Below are 18,590 nucleotides of genomic sequence, written 5' to 3' on the forward strand. Positions count from 1 at the left end.
ACTATCAGCGGTCAAATCTTCTTAAGTAGGGCGAGTTATCACCAACAATCAGAGGGCGTTATGATGGTATCTATTCGCAATTTGTATTCAATACTACCCGCAGTATTGGTCACGATGTTTGTGCTTCTTTATTCCGCTGAAACCGTGCAGGCGCAGGATCAGGAGCTTATTGTTACGGAAGCTTTTCCCGGGGTGAATGTAAATCAGATATTAGGCCTGCAACCGCAGCCTGGTTCTGATAATCTGTTCATTGTTTCGCAGCAAGGGCGGATTTTCAGGCTTGACAGGAGTGCGCAAGTGCAGCAGCTTACGACCTGGCTCGATCTTTCTTCGCAGCTCATTTCAGGAGGGGAGCGCGGTTTGCTGGGTTTGGCGTTTGATCCTGATTTTGAGCAAAACCGCCGCTTTTATGTGAACTACACCATTGCCAATCCGCTAAGGACCGTCATATCCAGATTTACCACCGATGAAAACGGGGATCCGGATCTTGCGAGCGAGCAGCAGCTTCTCATATTCAATCAGCCCTTCAGCAATCACAATGGCGGTGATATTGCCTTTGGACCTGACGGGTTTCTTTATATTGCCTCCGGGGATGGCGGAAGCGGCGGGGATCCACAAAACAATGCGCAAAATCCGGACAACCTTCTCGGGGCTATGCTGCGGATTGATGTCAACACGGACGATGCAAGCTATCTGATTCCGGAAGACAATCCTTTTGTAAACGGAGGCGGCATGCCTGAAATATTCGCCTGGGGCCTGCGAAATCCGTGGCGGATTTCGTTTGACCGGGAAAGCGGCGTTCTCTGGACCGGTGATGTAGGCCAAAATGCCTGGGAAGCCATCCATATTATCGAAAACGGCAAAAATTACGGCTGGAATATTCTCGAAGGTTCCAACTGTTTCCCGCCCGGCTCAAACTGCGACCCTGAAGGATTGGAGCTTCCGGTTTTTGAGTACAATCACAACAACGGCGACCGCTCCATCACCGGCGGGTTCGTCTATCGCGGTCAGAAAAATCCTTCTCTTTATGGCAAATACATCTACGGGGATTTTATTTCGGGTCGGGTCTGGGCGCTTGCCTTTGATGAAGAAACCTTTGAAGCCGTATCCAACACAGAGCTCATCAATCTTCCGATGAATATCTCATCTTTCGCGCAGGACAGGGATGGCGAGCTTTACATTTTGGGCTATAACAACGGGGGCGTATTTCGGATTGTCACAACACCCGAGACAAGTGCCGTTACACAGCCGCTTGCTGAGGATTCCGTACCTGCCACATTTATGATGAGCTGGGATGAGATTCCCGGAGCCGACACCTATCAGTATCAGATCGGAAATGAATCATCCTTCGAAAACATCCTTGCAGAAGGCGAAACAGCATTGGTGTCAACGGAAATCACCGTAGCCGAAACGGGTCAGGCGGCATGGGCGCGGGTGCGCACGCAAAATGAAGCCGGCAGCGGGGCATGGAGTGAAGCCGTCCCGTTTTTTATCGAAGATCCGGTTTCGGTTCCGGTCTCGGCCGAGCTTCCGCGGGAAGTTGTGTTGCACCCAAGCTATCCCAACCCCTTCAACCCGACCACAACCCTCACATTTGAACTGCCTGAGCGCGCAGAAATCAGGCTGCAGGTTTTTGATTCGACGGGCAGGCTGGTTTCTACCCTTGCCACGGGTACCGTTCAGGCAGGAACCCATCAGGTACGTTTTGATGGCAGCGGATTGGCAAGCGGCCTGTATTTTGTGCGGCTGCAAACGGGCGATATGGTCATGACGCGCAAAATGACCCTTGTAAAATAAGCGGTTTATCATACTTCAATTGGTTGCCCCGGAATAAATTAAGTCTTCTTAACGGCGGCCGGAATTCGTACATTACGTTATTATAATATTTGACTTTTCAATATTAAGACCCACAAGAACTAACTTTTTTGGGATAATTCAGCTGGTGTTTAAATCCACGTAACATAGAAGCGGTAGCTTAGAAAAATCAGAGCATTGCACAAACCGCGCGGTCAGAGTGGCCGTGCAAACAAACGATCACAAAACCAAGTAGCACTATGAACAATCATGTTACCAAAGGCTTCGGGAAGCGATTTCCGGGGTTTTTATTGTGGCTGGTCCCCGTTTTTCTGATGGGATTTGCCGTACAGGTTCAGGCGCAATATACCGGTTCGGGCGCGTTTACGCAGCTCAACGGGCTTGCTGAGCTTGAAGACGGCTATTATGTCGTAACCAACGCCCCCGGCGAATTTGCCATGAACAGCGCACATACCGGTGTTTTTTTACCTGAAACGCCTGTTAATCCTGTTGATGGAATACTTCAAAATCCTAACGTAGCCGATGTGTGGCTGATTGAAGCTGACGGTTCTTCCTGGACCATCTTCAGTGAGGCCACGCAGCAATTCGTGTCTTATACCGGTCCCGGGAATAATGTTCAGGTTGTGGATGAAGTTACCTCTGATAATGACCGCTGGAATTTTGATTTTGCGGATGGTGAATTTGTCTTAACCAATGCAGAGATTACCGAGAGAACGTTGCGCTACAACCCCTCATCGCCAAGGTTTGCAACCTACGCTTCAGGTTTCGGACAAAATCTGAGCTTATTCAGACTGGGTGATGACAATGGTACTGAGCCAAGTCCTATTGATCCATTTGCGTTGCTTACCCCTCCTAACAACACAAATCTGCCCGTTTTCGAAGGCGGTACCGATGACGTAGTTATTGAGTGGGAAGCAGCCGAAGGTGCAGATACCTACACCTGGCTTGCCGTAGCTCAGGGCGGCAGCTTTGATGAGCCGCTTCTGGCCATCCCAGCCGACAATGGCGGAGCCGCAACAAGCCTCACCCTCACCACAGGTGCCATCTATGATGTACTTGCAGGTCTTGGAATCGAAGAAGGATCTGTTGCCAACCTTACCTGGACTGTAGAAGCAACCGCAGGTGACGATTCGCGCCTTGCCATTCAGCAATGGGCCATCAACATTGTAGCGCCGGTTGTACTTGCTGACATTGAAGCCCTGCGCGCAGCCGATACCGGCTCTACCGTCTATGCTGTAGCCAATGAAGCTACTTTTCTTGGTGGCGACGGTTTCCGGAACACCAAGTTTTTCCAGGACGCTTCCGGATTTGGAATTCAGATAGATGATGCCCCTGGCATTATCACATCAACCTATGAAATCGGTGATAATGTCAACTTGCTGCACGGAACATTGGGCGCATTCCAGGGACAGCTTCGCCTGACGCCGTTTGTAGATTACGGCGCGGCCGTATCCTCCGGAAATGCAATTGACCCCCTTGAGCGCACACTTGATGAACTTTCCTTTGATGATCAGGCCCGTCTGATCGTAGTTCGTAATGTAGCCTTCGAAAACGCCGGTCAGAATTTTGGCGGTGGCGGTTCTATTACCTCCATCACCGACCCAAGCCTCGACGACTTCACAGGTCGCCACCGCAATGTGTTTGGCGGTTCTGACATCACCGGTTCACCTATTCCGGAAGGTGAATGGGATATCGTTGCGGTTGTACAGGAAAACAATGCAGGCCTGAATATTGCGGCACGCAGCCTCGCTGATTTCAGCCCCGCTGATGACGATCAGGCTATTGCCGCCTTCAACCTTCTGTCACCTGCGGACGGTACTTCGCTGGTAACGTCCCCTGATAACGAAACCGAAGTAATCATCACCTGGGAAGAAGCTGAAGGCGCGGACACCTATACCTGGCTCGCCGTCCTCGACGGCGGTGATTTCAGTGACCCGCTGCTGGCCCTTCCGGCAGATGATGAAGGCGCAGCGACAACGCTGACGGTAACCGTTGCCGCCCTTGACGGCATACTCGAAGGACTCGGCGTAGCTGAAGGCGAGAGTGTGAACCTGCAGTGGACAGTCAATGCTGAAGCCGGTGATGACAGCCGCCTGGCGAATATGCCGTTTGGCATCACCCTTGAGCGCGACAGCGAACAGCCTGCTCCGGCCGCATTCAGCCTGCTGAGCCCGCCTGACAACACCCGTCTGCCTGTTTTTGAAGGTTCGGATGATGCAGTTGTCATTGAATGGGAGGCTTCAGAAAACGCCACAAGCTACACCTGGCTGGCCGTCCCCGATGGCGGTGATTTTAGCGACCCGCTGCTGGCCCTTGCAGCTGATGAGGAAGGAACAGCGAAAACGCTCACCCTCACAAGCGGTGCCATCTATGATGTACTTACATCACTCGGCATTGAGGAAGGAACCATAGCAAACCTTGAGTGGACTGTCGAAGCCGCCAATGGCGGTCTTACCCGTCTTGCCGATCAGCAATGGAATATCAGCCTTGTCGCGCCGGTAGTTGTTGCCGATATCGAATCGCTCCGCGGTGCTGAAACCGGCAGCACAATGTATGCCGTAGCCAATGAAGCTACTTTCCTTGGTGGCGACGGTTTCCGGAATACCAAGTTTTTCCAGGACGCTTCCGGATTTGGAATTCAGATTGATGACCAGCCGGGCATTATCTCGTCAACCTACGAAATCGGTGATAATGTGAACATGCTGCATGGAACATTGGGCATATTCCAGGGACAGCTTCGCCTGTCGCCGTTTGTTGACTTTGGTGCGGCCGTTTCCTCCGGTAATGAAATTGAGCCCCTTGAGCGTACGCTTGATGAGCTTTCCTTTGATGATCAGGCCCGTCTGATCGTGGTTCGCAGTGTTTCCTTCCAGAACGCCGGTCAGAATTTTGGCGGTGGCGGTTCTATCACCTCCATCACCGACCCGAGCCTCGACGGCTTCAATGGTCGCCATCGCAACGTGTTTGGTGGTTCTGACATCACCGGTTCACCCATCCCGGAAGGCGAGTGGGATATCGTTGCAGTGGTACAGGAAAACAATGCGGGTCTGAATATTGCCGCCCGTAGTCTGGCTGATTTCAGTCCTGCAGAAGCGGCTATTGCAGCCTTTGACCTCCTTGCGCCTGCTGACGGTACAAGCCTTGTAACCTCACCTGACGACGATACCGAAGTGGTCATCGAGTGGGAAACTGCCGAAGGTGCTGAAACCTACACCTGGCTTGCTGTAACTGCCGGTGGTGATTTCAGTGATCCGCCGCTTGCTATTCCTGCTGATGATGAAGGCGCAGCTACAACGCTTACCGTGCCTGTTTCAGCCCTTGACGGCATTCTCGCAGATCTCGGTATCGAAGAAGGTGGTATTGCAAACCTGCAGTGGACTGTTCGTGCTGAAGCCGGTGACGAAACCCGCCTCGCCAACAGCCCGTTTGCCATTACGCTTGAGCGTGCTTCTGAACTGCCTGTACCGGCAGCTTTCGACCTGCTCAGCCCGCCAAATAATGCACGTATTGCTGTATTTGAAGCAAACGATACCGAGGTCGTCGTAGAGTGGGAAGCAAGCGAAAACGCACAGACTTACACCTGGCTTGCAACCCTGCCAGAGGGTGATTTTGATGAGCCGCTGCTCGCTATTCCTGCCGATGCAGACGGTGCTGCAACAACACTAACCCTCACTTCCGGCGCTGTTTATGCAGCCTTGACGGGTCTCGGTATTGATCCCGGCACAACGGCAACCATTCAGTGGACCGTTAGAGCGGAGAACGATGACTTGACCCGCCTTGCCAATCAGGCATGGACGCTCGTGATCGATGTGCCGCTTGAGGTTACCCTCAACGAAGCCCGTGTGCTGCCCGCGAATACGGTTGTGAGCACGTCAGGTCTCGTAACAACACCGGATTTCGGCTTCAACGCTGCGGAGTTCTACTTCCAGGATGAAGACGGCGGGATGAAAGTCCGCTGGCCCGGCTTTGGGGGCGGAAACACCGACACCCCGTTTGCTGCCGGTCAGGAAGTTCAGATCGTTGGTTTTATGACGGAGCGTTTCCAGGAAATAGTGATTCAGCCAACAGCTTTTGAAATTCTTTCAGAGGATAACACGCTGCCTGAAGCCAACCCGATCATCGATTACGATACGCAGTGGGTGTTCGACAGTGCCGATCAGGGTCGCCGCGTTACCATCCTTGAAGTTTCGCTCGTAGATCCGGATCAATGGCCAACGGAGCCGATCTCAGCCGGAAGCGGTGTAACCGTTGAAGCGATTGACGCAGATGGCAACATCTATGACATCCGGATTGACCGCGATGAGTCTGAATTCGAAGCAAGCCCGGTACCGCCAGCAGTCTTTAACCTCTCAGGTGTGCTTGGCCGCTTCAACGAAAACGCGCAAATCTTCCCCTTCTTCGCTTTCGAACTGGAAGAAGTAGCGGAGTCACCGCGCGTTCAGCTCATCCACAACGCAGCTGATCCGGCCCTTGCCAACGTTGATGTGTATGTTGATGGCGGACTCCTGTTCGGTGATGTGCCTTTCCGCGGTGCAACGCCGTTCTTTGAAGCTCCCGCCTCTTTCACCGTAAGCCTCACCGCTGCCGGTGCACCCATCGAAGACGCCGTATTTGAAGCCGAAGTTGAGCTCGATGGCGGCGAATCTTACTATATCATCGCACAGGGTGTACTTGATCCTGAAGCCTTTGATTCGAATCCGAACGGCATCAGCACAGCCTTCACCCTCGATATTATCGAAGGGGCTGTCGAAGGGGCAAGCGTACCCAACGCCTTCGATTTCATCATCTACCACGGCGTTACCGACGCTCCTGCAGTAGATGTTGTCGCGCGCGATCTTGCGGCCCTCGCCGAAAACCTCTCCTACACCGACGTGAGTGAATTCTTCATTCAGGTCCCGGCTGATGTTTACACGCTTGATGTGAACCCTGCCGGAACACCAGACCCGGTGTTCAGCTTTGATGCCGATCTCTCGGCCTTTGCCGGACGTTCCGGAGTAGTGCTTGCGAGCGGTTTCCTCGACGCTTCACAGGGTGAAAGCTTTGGCCTCCTCGCGGTACTCGATACCGGCGAAGTTGCCTTCCTAAACCCATCTACAAGCCTCGGGCCCATTGACGGTGTTCCTGTAGCATTCGAGCTCAGCCAGAACTACCCGAACCCGTTCAACCCCACAACGCAGATTCAGTACGCCCTCCCCGAAGCCACTGATGTACGCGTTGAAGTCTTCAACATCTCAGGTCAGCGTGTAGCAGTACTCGTTAACGGTCAGCAGGCCGCCGGGGTACACAACGTAACCTTTGATGGCAGCCGCCTCTCAAGCGGCGTGTACCTGTACCGCATACAGGCAGGCAGTTTCCAGCAGGTCCGCAAAATGATGCTCGTGAAATAAGCACACACACGCATCATCAGCGCAAAGCTGAAGTACGCACATAACCAAAGCGCCGGAAGGATTTTTCCTTTCGGCGCTTTTTTTTGGGTAAAACTCAGAGAACATCAAGGTCTTGGGGGACAGATTCTAAGCCCCCAAACCAAAGATAAAGGCGTTGCTTTTTGGGAGCATAACTGCCCGTTTCAGCTTTCAGCCATCTGCGGACGTATCCCGCTTCCGGGGTTCCTGACTGTAATTGGTTTAGCGCTATCTCTATGTTTTGTTGTATAATAGCGCAAGAATAAATATATTTTGAAAGCTGAGGGCGAAAGCGTGATTTGAGACGTACGCATCAAGTTTATGTTGTCTCAATCTTCACAGCCGGTGAGCTTAACAGAAAAACAGCTCAGAAAAAAACAACTAAAAGAAGCTTTGAGGAGGGATCAGGTTTGTACCAGAACATCACCCGGAACTTGAACAGCAACTTCACACAAACATAAACAGCCCATCTTATTTTGAATGAAACCGAACACAAAAGGGACAGCCTGATACAGCAGCCCGAAAAATGGATATCCAAAATTATCAGGCTGACCGGATTCAGAAATCCGGAGGATGTAATTTACATGCTTACGCAAGGCTACTTTCCGTATATGAACTACGGTATGTTTCCGGTACAGCTTTCCGAAAAGTTCAGCGGTCACCCGGAGGAGGCTGTCAATTACCTTCAATTGTTTGAACTGGGGCGGTCCTTTTATCCCAAGCAGGCGGATATTCTTGAAATAGGCTGCGGTTTCGGCTACGGAGCCCAACTTGTGGCGGGTGCAGCAAAGCCAAAAACCCTGCTTTCTATAGATAAATCCCAAAAAGCCATTTCGTATGCCATCCGGTATATGGATACCCAAAAAGTCACTTACAGGCATGAAGCTTTTTCCGACCGCATAGCGCCTGAGAACAGCTTAGACGTCATCTACACCGTCGAGAGTGGCGGAAAATTTCCGCGGGAGGAAGACTTTGAAACCGCCATCCGGCTCCTGAAAAAAGGCGGCATTTTTCTGATTGCGAACATCAATACCCGGGAAGGTCTTGAAAATAAGCGCAGGTTTGCGGCCAAAGCCGGCTTTACCTGTCATGCCGCGCAAGATGTTACACCACAGGTAAAGGCATATTTGTCCTCAGATAAAAAGATGGCATCGTTTAATGCGTCCATAAATAAAATGCCGTTCTATGCCCCCGTGCTATGGCGGTTGTTTCGCAGCAGTATCAAAGAATTCGCCCGCTTGCCCGGCAGCAAAAGTTTTGATCAGCTGGGTGTATCAGAATTTTACTATCACTTCTGCTTCATTAAAACAGAGGATAAATAAGCTTATGTTTGATTTCAGGCCTGCCACTTAACACTTCGCGACTGCAACAACTATCGGGATAAACAAACCGCAGGAGTTTGCCTACGAAAAGGCGCTTGCTGAAATAAAGGCGGGACGAAAACGAACGCATTCTAAGTACCCTGAGCATGAGTTTTCAGCTTCAACGCAGCCAGCGGGGAAATTTCACTTCGTGAGAATCGCTACGCTCGGTGCGCAGTCTTTACACCACACTCAAATTTGGGCTACCGGTGTTTTTCGCTAAGTCAAATTTAAATTTTCCACTTAGCAAATAAACCCTGTTTAGTTGTGAATAATGCGGGTTAAATCCTGCATGACCATCTTCGCAACTGCTGAACAATCCGGGAATACGATTTTCCAAAAAGTCCTCGCCAAATAATACAACAACCAACCCGATCACAAAAAGCTGGTCTTGCTGTAATCGCAGAAGCCATTGGGGAGAAAAAACTAAGAAGCGTCTGCTATCAGACAGGTACAGCCATCACGGCGATGATAGTACAGGGATTTAGCAGATGCGTGCGAATTCTGAGGCGACATCTTCCGTATCCTGCACTTTAGTGATGGTTTATGCCCCGTCAATCCTTGGTCTGCTTTTTGCTCTTGCGGCCTGTTTTGCCTTCAATTTTTCGTTTGCTGTACACAATTAAGGGTGTGATAATTATCGTTGGTGCGATCCACGCGATCCAGGCCGGGTCGGATTGGATGTTGGTCACAACGAAGGCTGTTATAGCGGCTATGGTTGCGCCGAGCATGGCGCCAAGGTGTCCGCTGATGCGATCTTTCCCTTTCACCGGGCCCGCCGCAAATTCCCGCAGATTTTGCCCGGCAGTCAATCCGCCGATGAGTCCGAAGAGGACGAGTACCGGTCCGAATCCGTTGCCTTGCAACTGGAACCAGCCGCCGGTGCCAATCATTACGATTGAGGTCGCGATCATAACCCATGCGGCGGTTTTATCCCAAAACTTAGCTTCACCCTTCCGGTTAAGGGCAAGACGCCATCCGTGAAATGTGAGATAGTAGCTGAATATTGCAATTACAAATAAGAACAGGTTGGGTTTCAGCAGGGTAAGGGCAATGGAGGTGACAAAAACGATAGTCATCGCCCAGCAAAATAATCGGCCGCTGTACAGGTGAAGCTGATGCCGGTCGGTCACAAGTTTGGTATATACGGCTACAAAACTGCTGCCAAGCGCCAGAAAACCCGCTATGATGTGAATAACAAGGATGGGTGAATACATGGTAGTACTGAGTTGTTGGTAGTGTTGTCTGACTTTTCTGATTTCAATTTCGCACCATTTTACGACAGGCTTCTAACCTTTGTAAGCCTGATTTAGGATTGTGCGCCAACTACGACCATCTTTTTCTGATGTTTCCCGCTTTGTTTGCAAGAATATCGTAATTAATTTTATAAACAATGAGTTAGGCTGAATGATAGCTAAAATCCTGAATTTTATATGGGATTCGCTTTTCCGTAATAAGGTACAAAGCTATGAGTCAACCGCATCATAAAACACAACATAAACAAAAATAAGGAGTTCGGATATGTCGGAACATGAGGGGTCAAATACACAGCTTGCCGGAAATACTTCCGGGGGTGGCATGCAGCAGCGCGTGATGAACAGGAGCCGATTTGCGGCTGAGCTACGGCCTGATGCCCGTCCGGGTCCGCGCCTTGCGCCCGGGAGCAATACAGTCCTGGAAATCCGGGATTCTCTTTCGATTATCCTGTCGGGTACAAGCAGAATTACCGTTTTGCCTGGCCCTGCCTTTGCAAACGTCGGGACTTCAAGCAGGGAGGGGTCGGTTACAGTGCAGTTGCGGCGGACGCGAGCGTCACCGAAAGTTGGGGACATCGAAATTACCAATCCGCCCGGTTAAACTGCAGGTCTTGAAAAGGTATGTGGTCGGTTTGTTGCAGCGCGTCAGATAGGGTTTTATCATAAGCCTGATCGCTGTATTATGCCTTATATCATGAAATGAGGCACCTAAATTATGATCCAGAAATCCAACATGTACGGTCACGCTTCTTCCAGCTTTTGGAGCTGTAGGGTTATGTGCCTTTTTTTCGCAGTCATAATATGGGGGCTTCCGCAGCCTGCCGCGGGCGCTGATGACGGCGTGGGATTTCCGCTGATTTCCAACTACACTACGTCTGAGTATGCGCTGCATATTCAGAATTGGGGCTTTGATTCGGATGCAGACGGTAATCTGGCTGTGGCCAATCAGGGGGGATTTATGATTTATGACGGGGTCCGCTGGCAGCCCTATACGCTGCCAAATGCAACAGTTTTTGCGGTAAAAAGCGGGCCCGGAGATCGCCTGTATATCGGTGGCAACAATGAGCTGGGCTATTTTTACCATCCGACCAACAGCGTGCCACGAAGTACCGGGCTGAGACGCTATAAAAGCCTGAGTCCGCTGCTTGAAGCGCAGGAAAGTATCGGCAATGTGTGGTCCGTGGAGATTTATGGGGATGAGGTCTTTTTCATGGCAGAGCGGTATTTGTTTGTGTATGACGGCGCTGAGCTTACCCGACACCCTGTGCCCGATTTTTTCTTCCGCATGGCCGCGACAAAGTCAGGTATTCTGTTGTACGATCAAACGGAAGGCTTCCTGCGCTTCCAGGATGGCAGGTTCCAGTCCTGGCAAGCGGATTATGATTTTAAAGCAGCGGGCTTCCGGGGGTATACCCCGTTTGGCGATCAGGAACTGATATGCGATCCGCAGCAGTGTTACCGCTACGACGGAGCGGCCCTGCATGTTTGGGAGACCTCGCCTGCACAGCTACTTGAAGACGCGCAGGTAAGTGCAGTGCAGGAACTTAAAGATGGTACATTAATGGTGGCAACGCGGCGGTTCGGACTGATGCACTTTCATGCGGACGGACGGTTTATTCGTCAGATCGGCAGTGATCAGGGGCTGGTCCATAACACGGTGTACGGCCTTCATGAAGACGGATGGGGCAGTGTTTGGGCGGCTACCTTAAATGGTATTTCAAGGGTTGATGTATCAGTGCCGCTGCGTCAGTTTGATGACCGCTCGGGTCTCGATGAAATTGTGCGCCGCATGGTGCCGGCAGGGGATGAAATGCTGCTTTTAACGCAGGATAACATTCATCGGATGAGCAAAACAGGAGCACTTACGCTGCTCGCGCCGCAGTCGGACTGTACGCGCTACGTTCACATCGCGGAGATCCCGTACTTACGGTGTCGGTCGCAGCTGATGGGTTTTGACGGGGAGCAGCTGCTCATCAGTCCGGAAATCCGGAACCTTCAGGCGCTCGGGCGATGGGAGGCCAATGAAGATGAAGAGGCACTGATTATGGCAACGCAGTCAGCCTTATTGCTTGGGCGGGTGCAGAACGGACGCTTACTTCCCCAAACACTCCATCAGCTGTATGCTTCGAATGAGCTTCCGCAGGGGATCAATGCCATACTATACGATGAGCGGGGCTATGTCTGGCTTGGTACGGAAAGCGCAGGCGTGTATAAATTTGACATCGGGGAAGAGGAAGGGCAGCCGGTATTGAGACAGCCGCAGCGTTATCTTACAGAAGCACGCAACTTCAGAAATATCCGCCGGGTATTGCCGGTTGCGTTACACGGCGAAGTGCTGTTTCTGACCTGGGGCTATGGGGTGATGCGGTATCAGGAAGCTGATGCGCGCATGGCGGTCGTGACGGAGTTCGGGCCATTATTTGAAGATGATATTCAGTTCTTCTGGGCCGCTGAAGATAAACAGGGTGCGGTTTGGTGGCGTGCAGGCGGAACCTACCTTGGCTCGTTACCCGGGGAATCCGGTGGGTTCAGCACCTATAGCGGTGTACTTAATCTGGTGGAAGGCAGTCAATCGAACTACCTCACCGTTGCGGCGGATGGCATGCTTTGGATCAGCACCGAAAATGGCCTCACACGTTTTAATCCGGCGCAGAGTTTTGACGATGCGCGTCCGTTTACGGCTCAGCTGCATCGGCTGGTGAAAGATGATGTTGTGCAGTTCAGCGGCGAGCTTTTGGGGATGGCACCGGTTTTTGCGTTTTCCAACAGTATGAAACGCTTCAGTTGGTCGGCCAACACCTTTATGGGCAGCACGGAGTACCGCGTGAAGCTTGAGGGTTTCGACCGCGACTGGACCGATTGGGGCAGCGATACACAGCGGGATTTCACGAGTTTACCGGAAGGCCGCTACCGTTTTCTGGTTGAAGCACGTAATGTGTTCGGGCATGTTGCAGCATCCGAGCCCCTTGTGTTTACGGTCACCCCGCCCTGGCATCGCAGCTGGTGGGCCTACATGCTGTATGTGGCTGCAACTGGCTCGGTCTTTTATCTTGGCTTTAACATCCGGCTCAGGCGGGTTACGCGGGAGTATAAAATGCGTAATCAGATATCGGCTGACCTGCATGATGAAGTGAGCGCAACCCTAAGCAGCATCAGCTTTTTCGCGCAGGCTATTGAGTCGGGGCGGAAGCCGGAACAGAATCAGCGTTTCCTCAGCCTTATCCGGGACAGTGCCGGAGATGCAAAGGATAAGATTTCGGACATTGTTTGGGCCATTAATCCTGAGAATGACGATTGGCAGTCTTTTATGGTACGGTGCCGGCGGTTTGCGTCGGATCTGCTGGAAAGCCGCGGCATCAAAGGTCAGCTGCAGATCGACAGCAACTATACCGGACCGCTGAATATGCACACGCGTCAGCATATCTGGATGATTTTTAAGGAAATCATCACCAATGCTGTACGGCATGCTGAAGCCGGGAGGGTAGATGTGGTGATGAGGGTGAGCGGTGGCAGGCTCACCCTTGTTGTTCAGGATGATGGCAAAGGATTGTCTGAAACAGAACAGTCAGATGGTAACGGCCTGAAAAACATCCGAAAGCGCGGACAGAAAATCAATGCCACCGTAAGCCTGCACAGCGAACCGGGCGCGGGCACCCGATGGAAACTGGTGATTCCGGTCTGAAAACAAGACTGCATAGGTATGCGGTGCAATTGCAATTTTAATCTGTTATCATAGATTCCGGCTGCAGTAAAAAAACGGAACCGGATACGCCTGCAGAAACAATAGAGGGAAATCGTATTATTACATAATGGACACAGAACACGAAAAGGAGAAAGCCGGCATGGCCAAAAAAGTGCATAACGTCATCATTGTTGAGGACAATGTTTACATGCGGGAAGGCTGGAAGACGTTTATTGATTTTGAGGAAGACCTTCACGTACTCGCAGATTATGAATCCTGCGAAAAAGCATTTGATAACGCAGCATTGTGTCAGCAGGCCGATTTGTTTCTGATGGATATTGGTCTTCCGGGCATGAACGGCGTGGAAGGCGTTCGCTACATCAGGAAACACTTCCCGGACGCGGTATGTGTGATGGCGACCGTATTTGATGATGACAAACATATTTTCGAAGCCCTGAAAGCCGGTGCAGTAGGGTATATGCTGAAAAATATGTCGCCTTACGAACTTATTCATGCGGTACGGAGTGCCCTTGCCGGCGGATCTCCGCTTACCCCGAATGTTGCCCGCCTCGTGATCGGGTACCTGCAAACGCCCGATGAAGATCTCGTTCCGCTTACAACCCGGGAAAAAACCATTTTAGAGGAACTCTCCAAAGGCAATTCCTACGCAGAAATCGGCAAAAAACTCTATCTCTCGGTTGATGGTATCCGCTACCATATCCGCAATATTTACAATAAACTGCAGGTCAACTCCAAGTCAGAAGCCGTAACCAAAGCCATCCAAAACCGCATCATAAACCCGTGAGCTTTTGCTACTGCCGGCCGGGATTTGATTTTTAAATTTGGGGTTACAGGTTTGCGGATGTCGCTGCGTCTATCATCCTGATTGAAGGGCAGTAAAATCAGGATGATGGTGTGTTTTCGGCTCACAAAAAAGCCCTGCCGGGTTGAACCAGCAGGGCTTTTTTTACACTCAGATGTTGAGGGATCAGTCCAGTATTTCGAAGAGCTCGATGTCGTAGCGGAGGGTGTCGGATACGCCGCTTACGGAAGGGGGGACGAGGGCGACGCGGAATTCTCCGTCGGTGTTGAATTCGCCATCTTCGTCTTTGGAGCCGGGCAGCATACCGGTTACGAGGAAGTTGAAGTAGGAGCCGGTGAAGATGGGGACACCGTTTCCGATTTCGCGGCGGAGGAAGTCAGTGAATACAGGTTCCATGAAGCCGCCTTCGTAGGAGCTGTCGCGGACGTTTCCGCGGCCGGCGTTGAACCAGATGGAGTAGCGCATGAAACCCTGATCGCGGGCGGTAAGTCCCGGCAGCTCGGGGTTCATGGGGTTGCCTTCGCGGAAGGTGTAAATCAGAATGCCGTTGGCCAGGGTATCTGCCTCGAGGCCCCTTATGCTGACCGGGTCAGGAACCTGACTGAAATCGGGTCCGCGAAAACTGTTGTTGTCGCAGGATGTGAATAGCAGTAGTGAGAAGATTACAGCAAGGGCGCGCAGGATTACGCTGTTTGAAAAGTGCATTTTGCGGGGATTCAAATGACAGATGGATAGTGTTATGGATACGACCGGGAAAGATAACGAAAAGGAGCGTAAAATATGCGGATGCTTTGCCCGCATGCGGGGCTTCTGAACCGGGGGATTTCAGCGGCTGAGCTGATCGGCTGAGACCGCAGGTTTTTCGCAGCTGAAGTTCCGGCAGACGTAGCACAGGGTTTTGCCTTCCGGGTTGGTTTTGGTTTCAAACTGGGGGAAGGGTATGGCGTCCGCTTTGGGGGTTGTGATGAGCAGGCGTGTGAACGATGGATGCTGATGATAATGGGGGATGAAGGTTTCAGGAGCGGGGCCGCTGATGACGACTTCTTCGCTGTGATAGTAAAACTGTAGGGCGCTGCACAGCAGGTAGCTGAAGGATGCGGGGTGTTTGGCCGCGGTTGGCAGGAGTTTACGCATGGCTGCCGTGGCGGTCTGGGTGAAGCGTGTGTTGGCGGTCAGCTTTCCGCAGCGCCAGAGTGCGGTGATGGCGGCGGCACTGCCGGAAGGGGTAGCGTTGTCGAAAATATCCCGCTGCCGGCTGAGCAGCCTTTCGTGGTGGGCTGCGGTGTAGTAAAAGCCCTGTACTTTACTGTCGTAAAACAGCTGCATGAGGCCTTCGCAGAGGGTATCGGCAAGCTGCAGCCAGCGGGGCTCTCCGGTGAGTTCAAACAGGTGGGTGAGGGCTTCGGCGAGCAGGGCGTAATCGTCGAGGAAACCGGGCTGACTTACGTCGTCGCTGATGTAAACCCGGTAGAGCCGGCCGTCGGGCTGCAGCATAGTCGTGGTGAGGAAGCGTCCGAGCTGACGCGCATAAAGCTCCCATTTGGGGGAGCTGAAACGTCGGGCCGCTTTGCACAGGGCTGTGAGCAGCATGGCATTCCAGGCCGTGATTATTTTGTCGTCCAGACCGGGACGCTCCCGTTTGTGGCGCGCGCTCAGCATGACTTCCCGGCAGCGGTAGAGAATGTTTTGCGCTTCGGCTAATGCGTAGCCGTAAAGGCGGGCGTAATCGGCAACGGGGGTTGTAACGTGTGGAATGTTGGTGCCTTCCCAGTTTCCGTTGGCGCTGATGTTATAGACGTCGCAGAAAAAGCGGATTTCATGCTGCGGAAAACCGGTGAGGGCTTCGTAGGTTTCGGCCAGCGACCACACGTAGTACAGGCCTTCTTCGCCGTCGGAATCGGCGTCGAGGGCGGCATAAAAACCGCCTTCCGGATGGCACATCTGATAGCGCAGAAAGCGGAAGGTTTCTTCCGCTGCGATTTCGTATTCCGGCGCAGCTTCGAGCACATGGGCGTCGCACAGGCTGTTGATGAGCAGGGCGTTGTCGTAGAGCATTTTTTCGAAGTGCGGCACGTGCCAGCGGTTATCGGTGCTGTAGCGGTGGAATCCGCCCCCGATATGATCGCAGATACCGCCGTTGAGCATGGCCCTGAGCGAGTGATGCGCGGGCTTTGCCGGGGCTTTTTGGCCGAGAATGTGGCTGTAACGGAGCAGAAAGGAGATGCTCATCGCCATCGGAAACTTGGGCGCGCCTGAAAAGCCGCCATCAACTTCGTCGTATTGCTCGAGCAGATTTGCGGCGGCTTCTTCGAAATATGCTTCCTGCAGGCTGTCGGCTTCGAGATGGCGCAGCAGGTCTTCCTGCAGGGCGGTCCGGATTTCGTCGGCCCGTTTGAAAATGGTTTCCGGCTCCTGTTCGTACAGTTCAATCATGCGGCGGAGCACCTTGCGGAAGGAGGGTCTGCCGGAGTGGGAGGTGGGCGGGAAATAGGTGCCGCCAAATACGGGGAGGGTATCCGGGGTAAGGAAAATATTCAGCGGCCATCCGCCCTGTCCGCTGATGGCCTGCACGGCTTCCATGTACAGGGCGTCTATGTCGGGGCGCTCTTCACGGTCAACTTTCACCGAAACAAAGTGTGCGTTGAGCAGGGCCGCGGTTTCCTGATCCTGGAAGCTTTCCCGCTCCATCACATGGCACCAATGGCAGCTGGCGTAACCCACGGACAGGAAGATCATTTTGTTTTCCTGCCTTGCTTTTTCCAGTGCTTCTTCGCCCCAGGGGTACCAATCTACGGGATTTTCTGCATGCTGACGCAGATAAGGGGAGCCGGATTGTGCGAGGCGGTTGGGCATGGCGTTCAGACTTGGTGGATGCGGCCTAATCAAGGCGCCCGGTGATGATGCCGAACATGTCGTGCGGCTCCACATCGGTGATTTCGGCGGTGTAAAAGTGTCCGGCACGCAGCTCGCGGGTATCGAAGCCGTCTGAGGCGCCCTGAACCACAAATTCGTTATCGACTTCGGGACAGTCATACTCGGTGCGTCCGTAGGCGACGCCGCCTTCGATGCGGTCGATCAGCACCGGAAGCTGTTTGCCCAGCAACATCATGTTGTGATCGAGGGAAATTTCTTCCTGTAAATCCATCACGGCTTTTACCCGGCGCATTTTTTCTTTTTTGGGGATGGGGTCACCGAGGGGGAAAGCGGTTGTGTCGTCTTCCTGCGAATAGGGGAAGACGCCGACGCGGTTGAAGCGGATGTCGTGCATGAACTGAAGCAGGGCTTCGAAATCGTCGCGGGTCTCGTTCGGGTAGCCGATGATGAAGGTCGTGCGCAGCCGGATGCCCGGTACTTCTTCTTTGATGATGCCCAGCAGTTCACGCAGTCGTTTTTCGGTTACGCCCCGGCGCATGGATTTGAGTACGTTTGTGGAAATATGCTGCAGCGGCATATCGAGGTAGTTGCAGATGTTTTCACGCTCCCGAATAACCGGAAGAATGTGGAGGGGAAACTTGGCCGGGTAGGCGTACAGCAGGCGGATCCAGGTGAAACCGATGTCGGACAGGCGGAGCAGCAGTTCGTCGAGTTTGCGGCTGCCGTAAAGGTCGAGGCCGTAGTAGGTGAGATCCTGACCAATGAGAATCAGCTCTTTCACGCCTTTTTGATGCAGCAGCGTCGCTTCGGTTACGAGCTCATCCATGGGTTTGGTGCGGTGTCCGCCGCGCATGAGCGGGATGGCGCAAAACGAGCAGGGGTTGTCGCAGCCTTCGGAAATTTTGAGGTATGCAAAATGCTGCGGCGTCGTCAGGCTGCGCTCCCCAAGCAGCTCGTACTTGTACTCCCCGCCCATGGCATGCAGGATTTCGGGCAGGTTGTTGGAGCCAAAATACTGATCAACTTCGGGGATGTCGGTGCGCAGGGCGTCGGCGTAGCGTTCGGACAGGCAGCCCATAACGAGCAGCTGACTGACTTGCCCCGATTCCTTCAGCCGCACCCCGTCGAGGATATGGTTGATGGATTCCTGTTTGGCCGATTCGATAAAACCACAGGTGTTGATGACGAGTACATCTGATCCTTCCGCTTTATCGCTGATACCAAACTGATTGGCACGGCACTGGGCGAGCAGCACTTCAGAATCTACATCATTTTTTGAGCAGCCGAGCGTGTGAACGTGAATTTTGGGAGGTTTGGTTTTCATAAAATGAATATAAACAAAATGATGAAGTTTTGAAGCCGCGGGAGCGCTCA

At 52.6% G+C, this 18,590-nt stretch carries 9 protein-coding genes; 5 read left to right on the top strand and 4 right to left on the bottom strand.

Features of this window, described 5'->3' with window-relative positions:
- Positions 1–60 precede the first annotated feature (60 nt).
- From CYPRO_RS06105 to CYPRO_RS06115, 3 genes are all read left to right on the top strand, one after another.
- Positions 61–1,797 carry a PQQ-dependent sugar dehydrogenase gene (locus CYPRO_RS06105; RefSeq protein ID WP_164682582.1) on the top strand — a complete coding sequence of 579 codons (1,737 nt, stop codon included), beginning with the start codon at positions 61–63 and terminating at the stop codon, positions 1,795–1,797.
- A 257-nt stretch (positions 1,798–2,054) separates the two neighbouring features.
- Positions 2,055–7,202, top strand: a complete 5,148-nt coding sequence (locus CYPRO_RS06110) for a SusE domain-containing protein (RefSeq protein ID WP_114983766.1) — start codon at positions 2,055–2,057, stop codon at positions 7,200–7,202.
- A gap of 494 nt (positions 7,203–7,696) precedes the next feature.
- Positions 7,697–8,542, top strand: a complete 846-nt coding sequence (locus tag CYPRO_RS06115; RefSeq protein ID WP_114983767.1) for a class I SAM-dependent methyltransferase — start codon at positions 7,697–7,699, stop codon at positions 8,540–8,542.
- Positions 8,543–9,135: 593 nt separating this feature from the next.
- Here CYPRO_RS06115 and CYPRO_RS06120 read toward each other — a convergent pair.
- Positions 9,136–9,798, bottom strand: coding sequence for a hypothetical protein (locus CYPRO_RS06120; RefSeq protein ID WP_114983768.1), 663 nt, complete (start codon positions 9,796–9,798; stop codon positions 9,136–9,138).
- An 814-nt stretch (positions 9,799–10,612) separates the two neighbouring features.
- On the opposite strand from CYPRO_RS06120, the gene CYPRO_RS06130 reads away from it, so the two are divergent.
- Positions 10,613–13,519, top strand: coding sequence for a sensor histidine kinase (locus CYPRO_RS06130; RefSeq protein WP_164682584.1), 2,907 nt, complete (start codon positions 10,613–10,615; stop codon positions 13,517–13,519).
- A gap of 127 nt (positions 13,520–13,646) precedes the next feature.
- On the top strand, positions 13,647–14,324 hold the full coding sequence (locus CYPRO_RS06135) for a response regulator transcription factor (RefSeq protein ID WP_240644849.1): 678 nt from the start codon (positions 13,647–13,649) through the stop codon (positions 14,322–14,324).
- A 183-nt stretch (positions 14,325–14,507) separates the two neighbouring features.
- Here CYPRO_RS06135 and CYPRO_RS06140 read toward each other — a convergent pair whose 3' ends face one another.
- The 3 genes from CYPRO_RS06140 to rimO form a co-directional block, all read right to left on the bottom strand.
- Positions 14,508–15,062, bottom strand: a complete 555-nt coding sequence (locus CYPRO_RS06140) for a hypothetical protein (RefSeq protein WP_114983771.1) — start codon at positions 15,060–15,062, stop codon at positions 14,508–14,510.
- A gap of 105 nt (positions 15,063–15,167) precedes the next feature.
- Positions 15,168–17,195 carry a thioredoxin domain-containing protein gene (locus tag CYPRO_RS06145; protein WP_164682586.1) on the bottom strand — a complete coding sequence of 676 codons (2,028 nt, stop codon included), beginning with the start codon at positions 17,193–17,195 and terminating at the stop codon, positions 15,168–15,170.
- 25 nt (positions 17,196–17,220) lie between these two features.
- Entirely contained in the window at positions 17,221–18,540 is a 1,320-nt protein-coding gene (gene rimO / locus CYPRO_RS06150; protein ID WP_114983773.1) for a 30S ribosomal protein S12 methylthiotransferase RimO, read from the bottom strand.
- Between the last annotated feature and the right edge of the window lie 50 nt (positions 18,541–18,590).

Origin of the sequence: Cyclonatronum proteinivorum, assembly GCF_003353065.1 — a bacterium.
In the GTDB taxonomy this organism is placed as follows: Bacteria; Bacteroidota; Rhodothermia; order Balneolales; family Cyclonatronaceae; genus Cyclonatronum; species Cyclonatronum proteinivorum.

Bases quoted from the DNA above. Each gene is read 5' to 3' on its own strand.
- CYPRO_RS06105 (WP_164682582.1), top strand. From the start codon at position 61: ATGATGGTATCTATTCGCAATTTGTATTCAATACTACCCGCAGTATTG.
- CYPRO_RS06110 (WP_114983766.1), top strand. From the start codon at position 2,055: ATGAACAATCATGTTACCAAAGGCTTCGGGAAGCGATTTCCGGGGTTT.
- CYPRO_RS06120 (WP_114983768.1), bottom strand. From the start codon at position 9,798: ATGTATTCACCCATCCTTGTTATTCACATCATAGCGGGTTTTCTGGCG.
- CYPRO_RS06130 (WP_164682584.1), top strand. From the start codon at position 10,613: ATGTGCCTTTTTTTCGCAGTCATAATATGGGGGCTTCCGCAGCCTGCC.
- CYPRO_RS06135 (WP_240644849.1), top strand. From the start codon at position 13,647: ATGGACACAGAACACGAAAAGGAGAAAGCCGGCATGGCCAAAAAAGTG.
- CYPRO_RS06145 (WP_164682586.1), bottom strand. From the start codon at position 17,195: ATGCCCAACCGCCTCGCACAATCCGGCTCCCCTTATCTGCGTCAGCAT.
- rimO (WP_114983773.1), bottom strand. From the start codon at position 18,540: ATGAAAACCAAACCTCCCAAAATTCACGTTCACACGCTCGGCTGCTCA.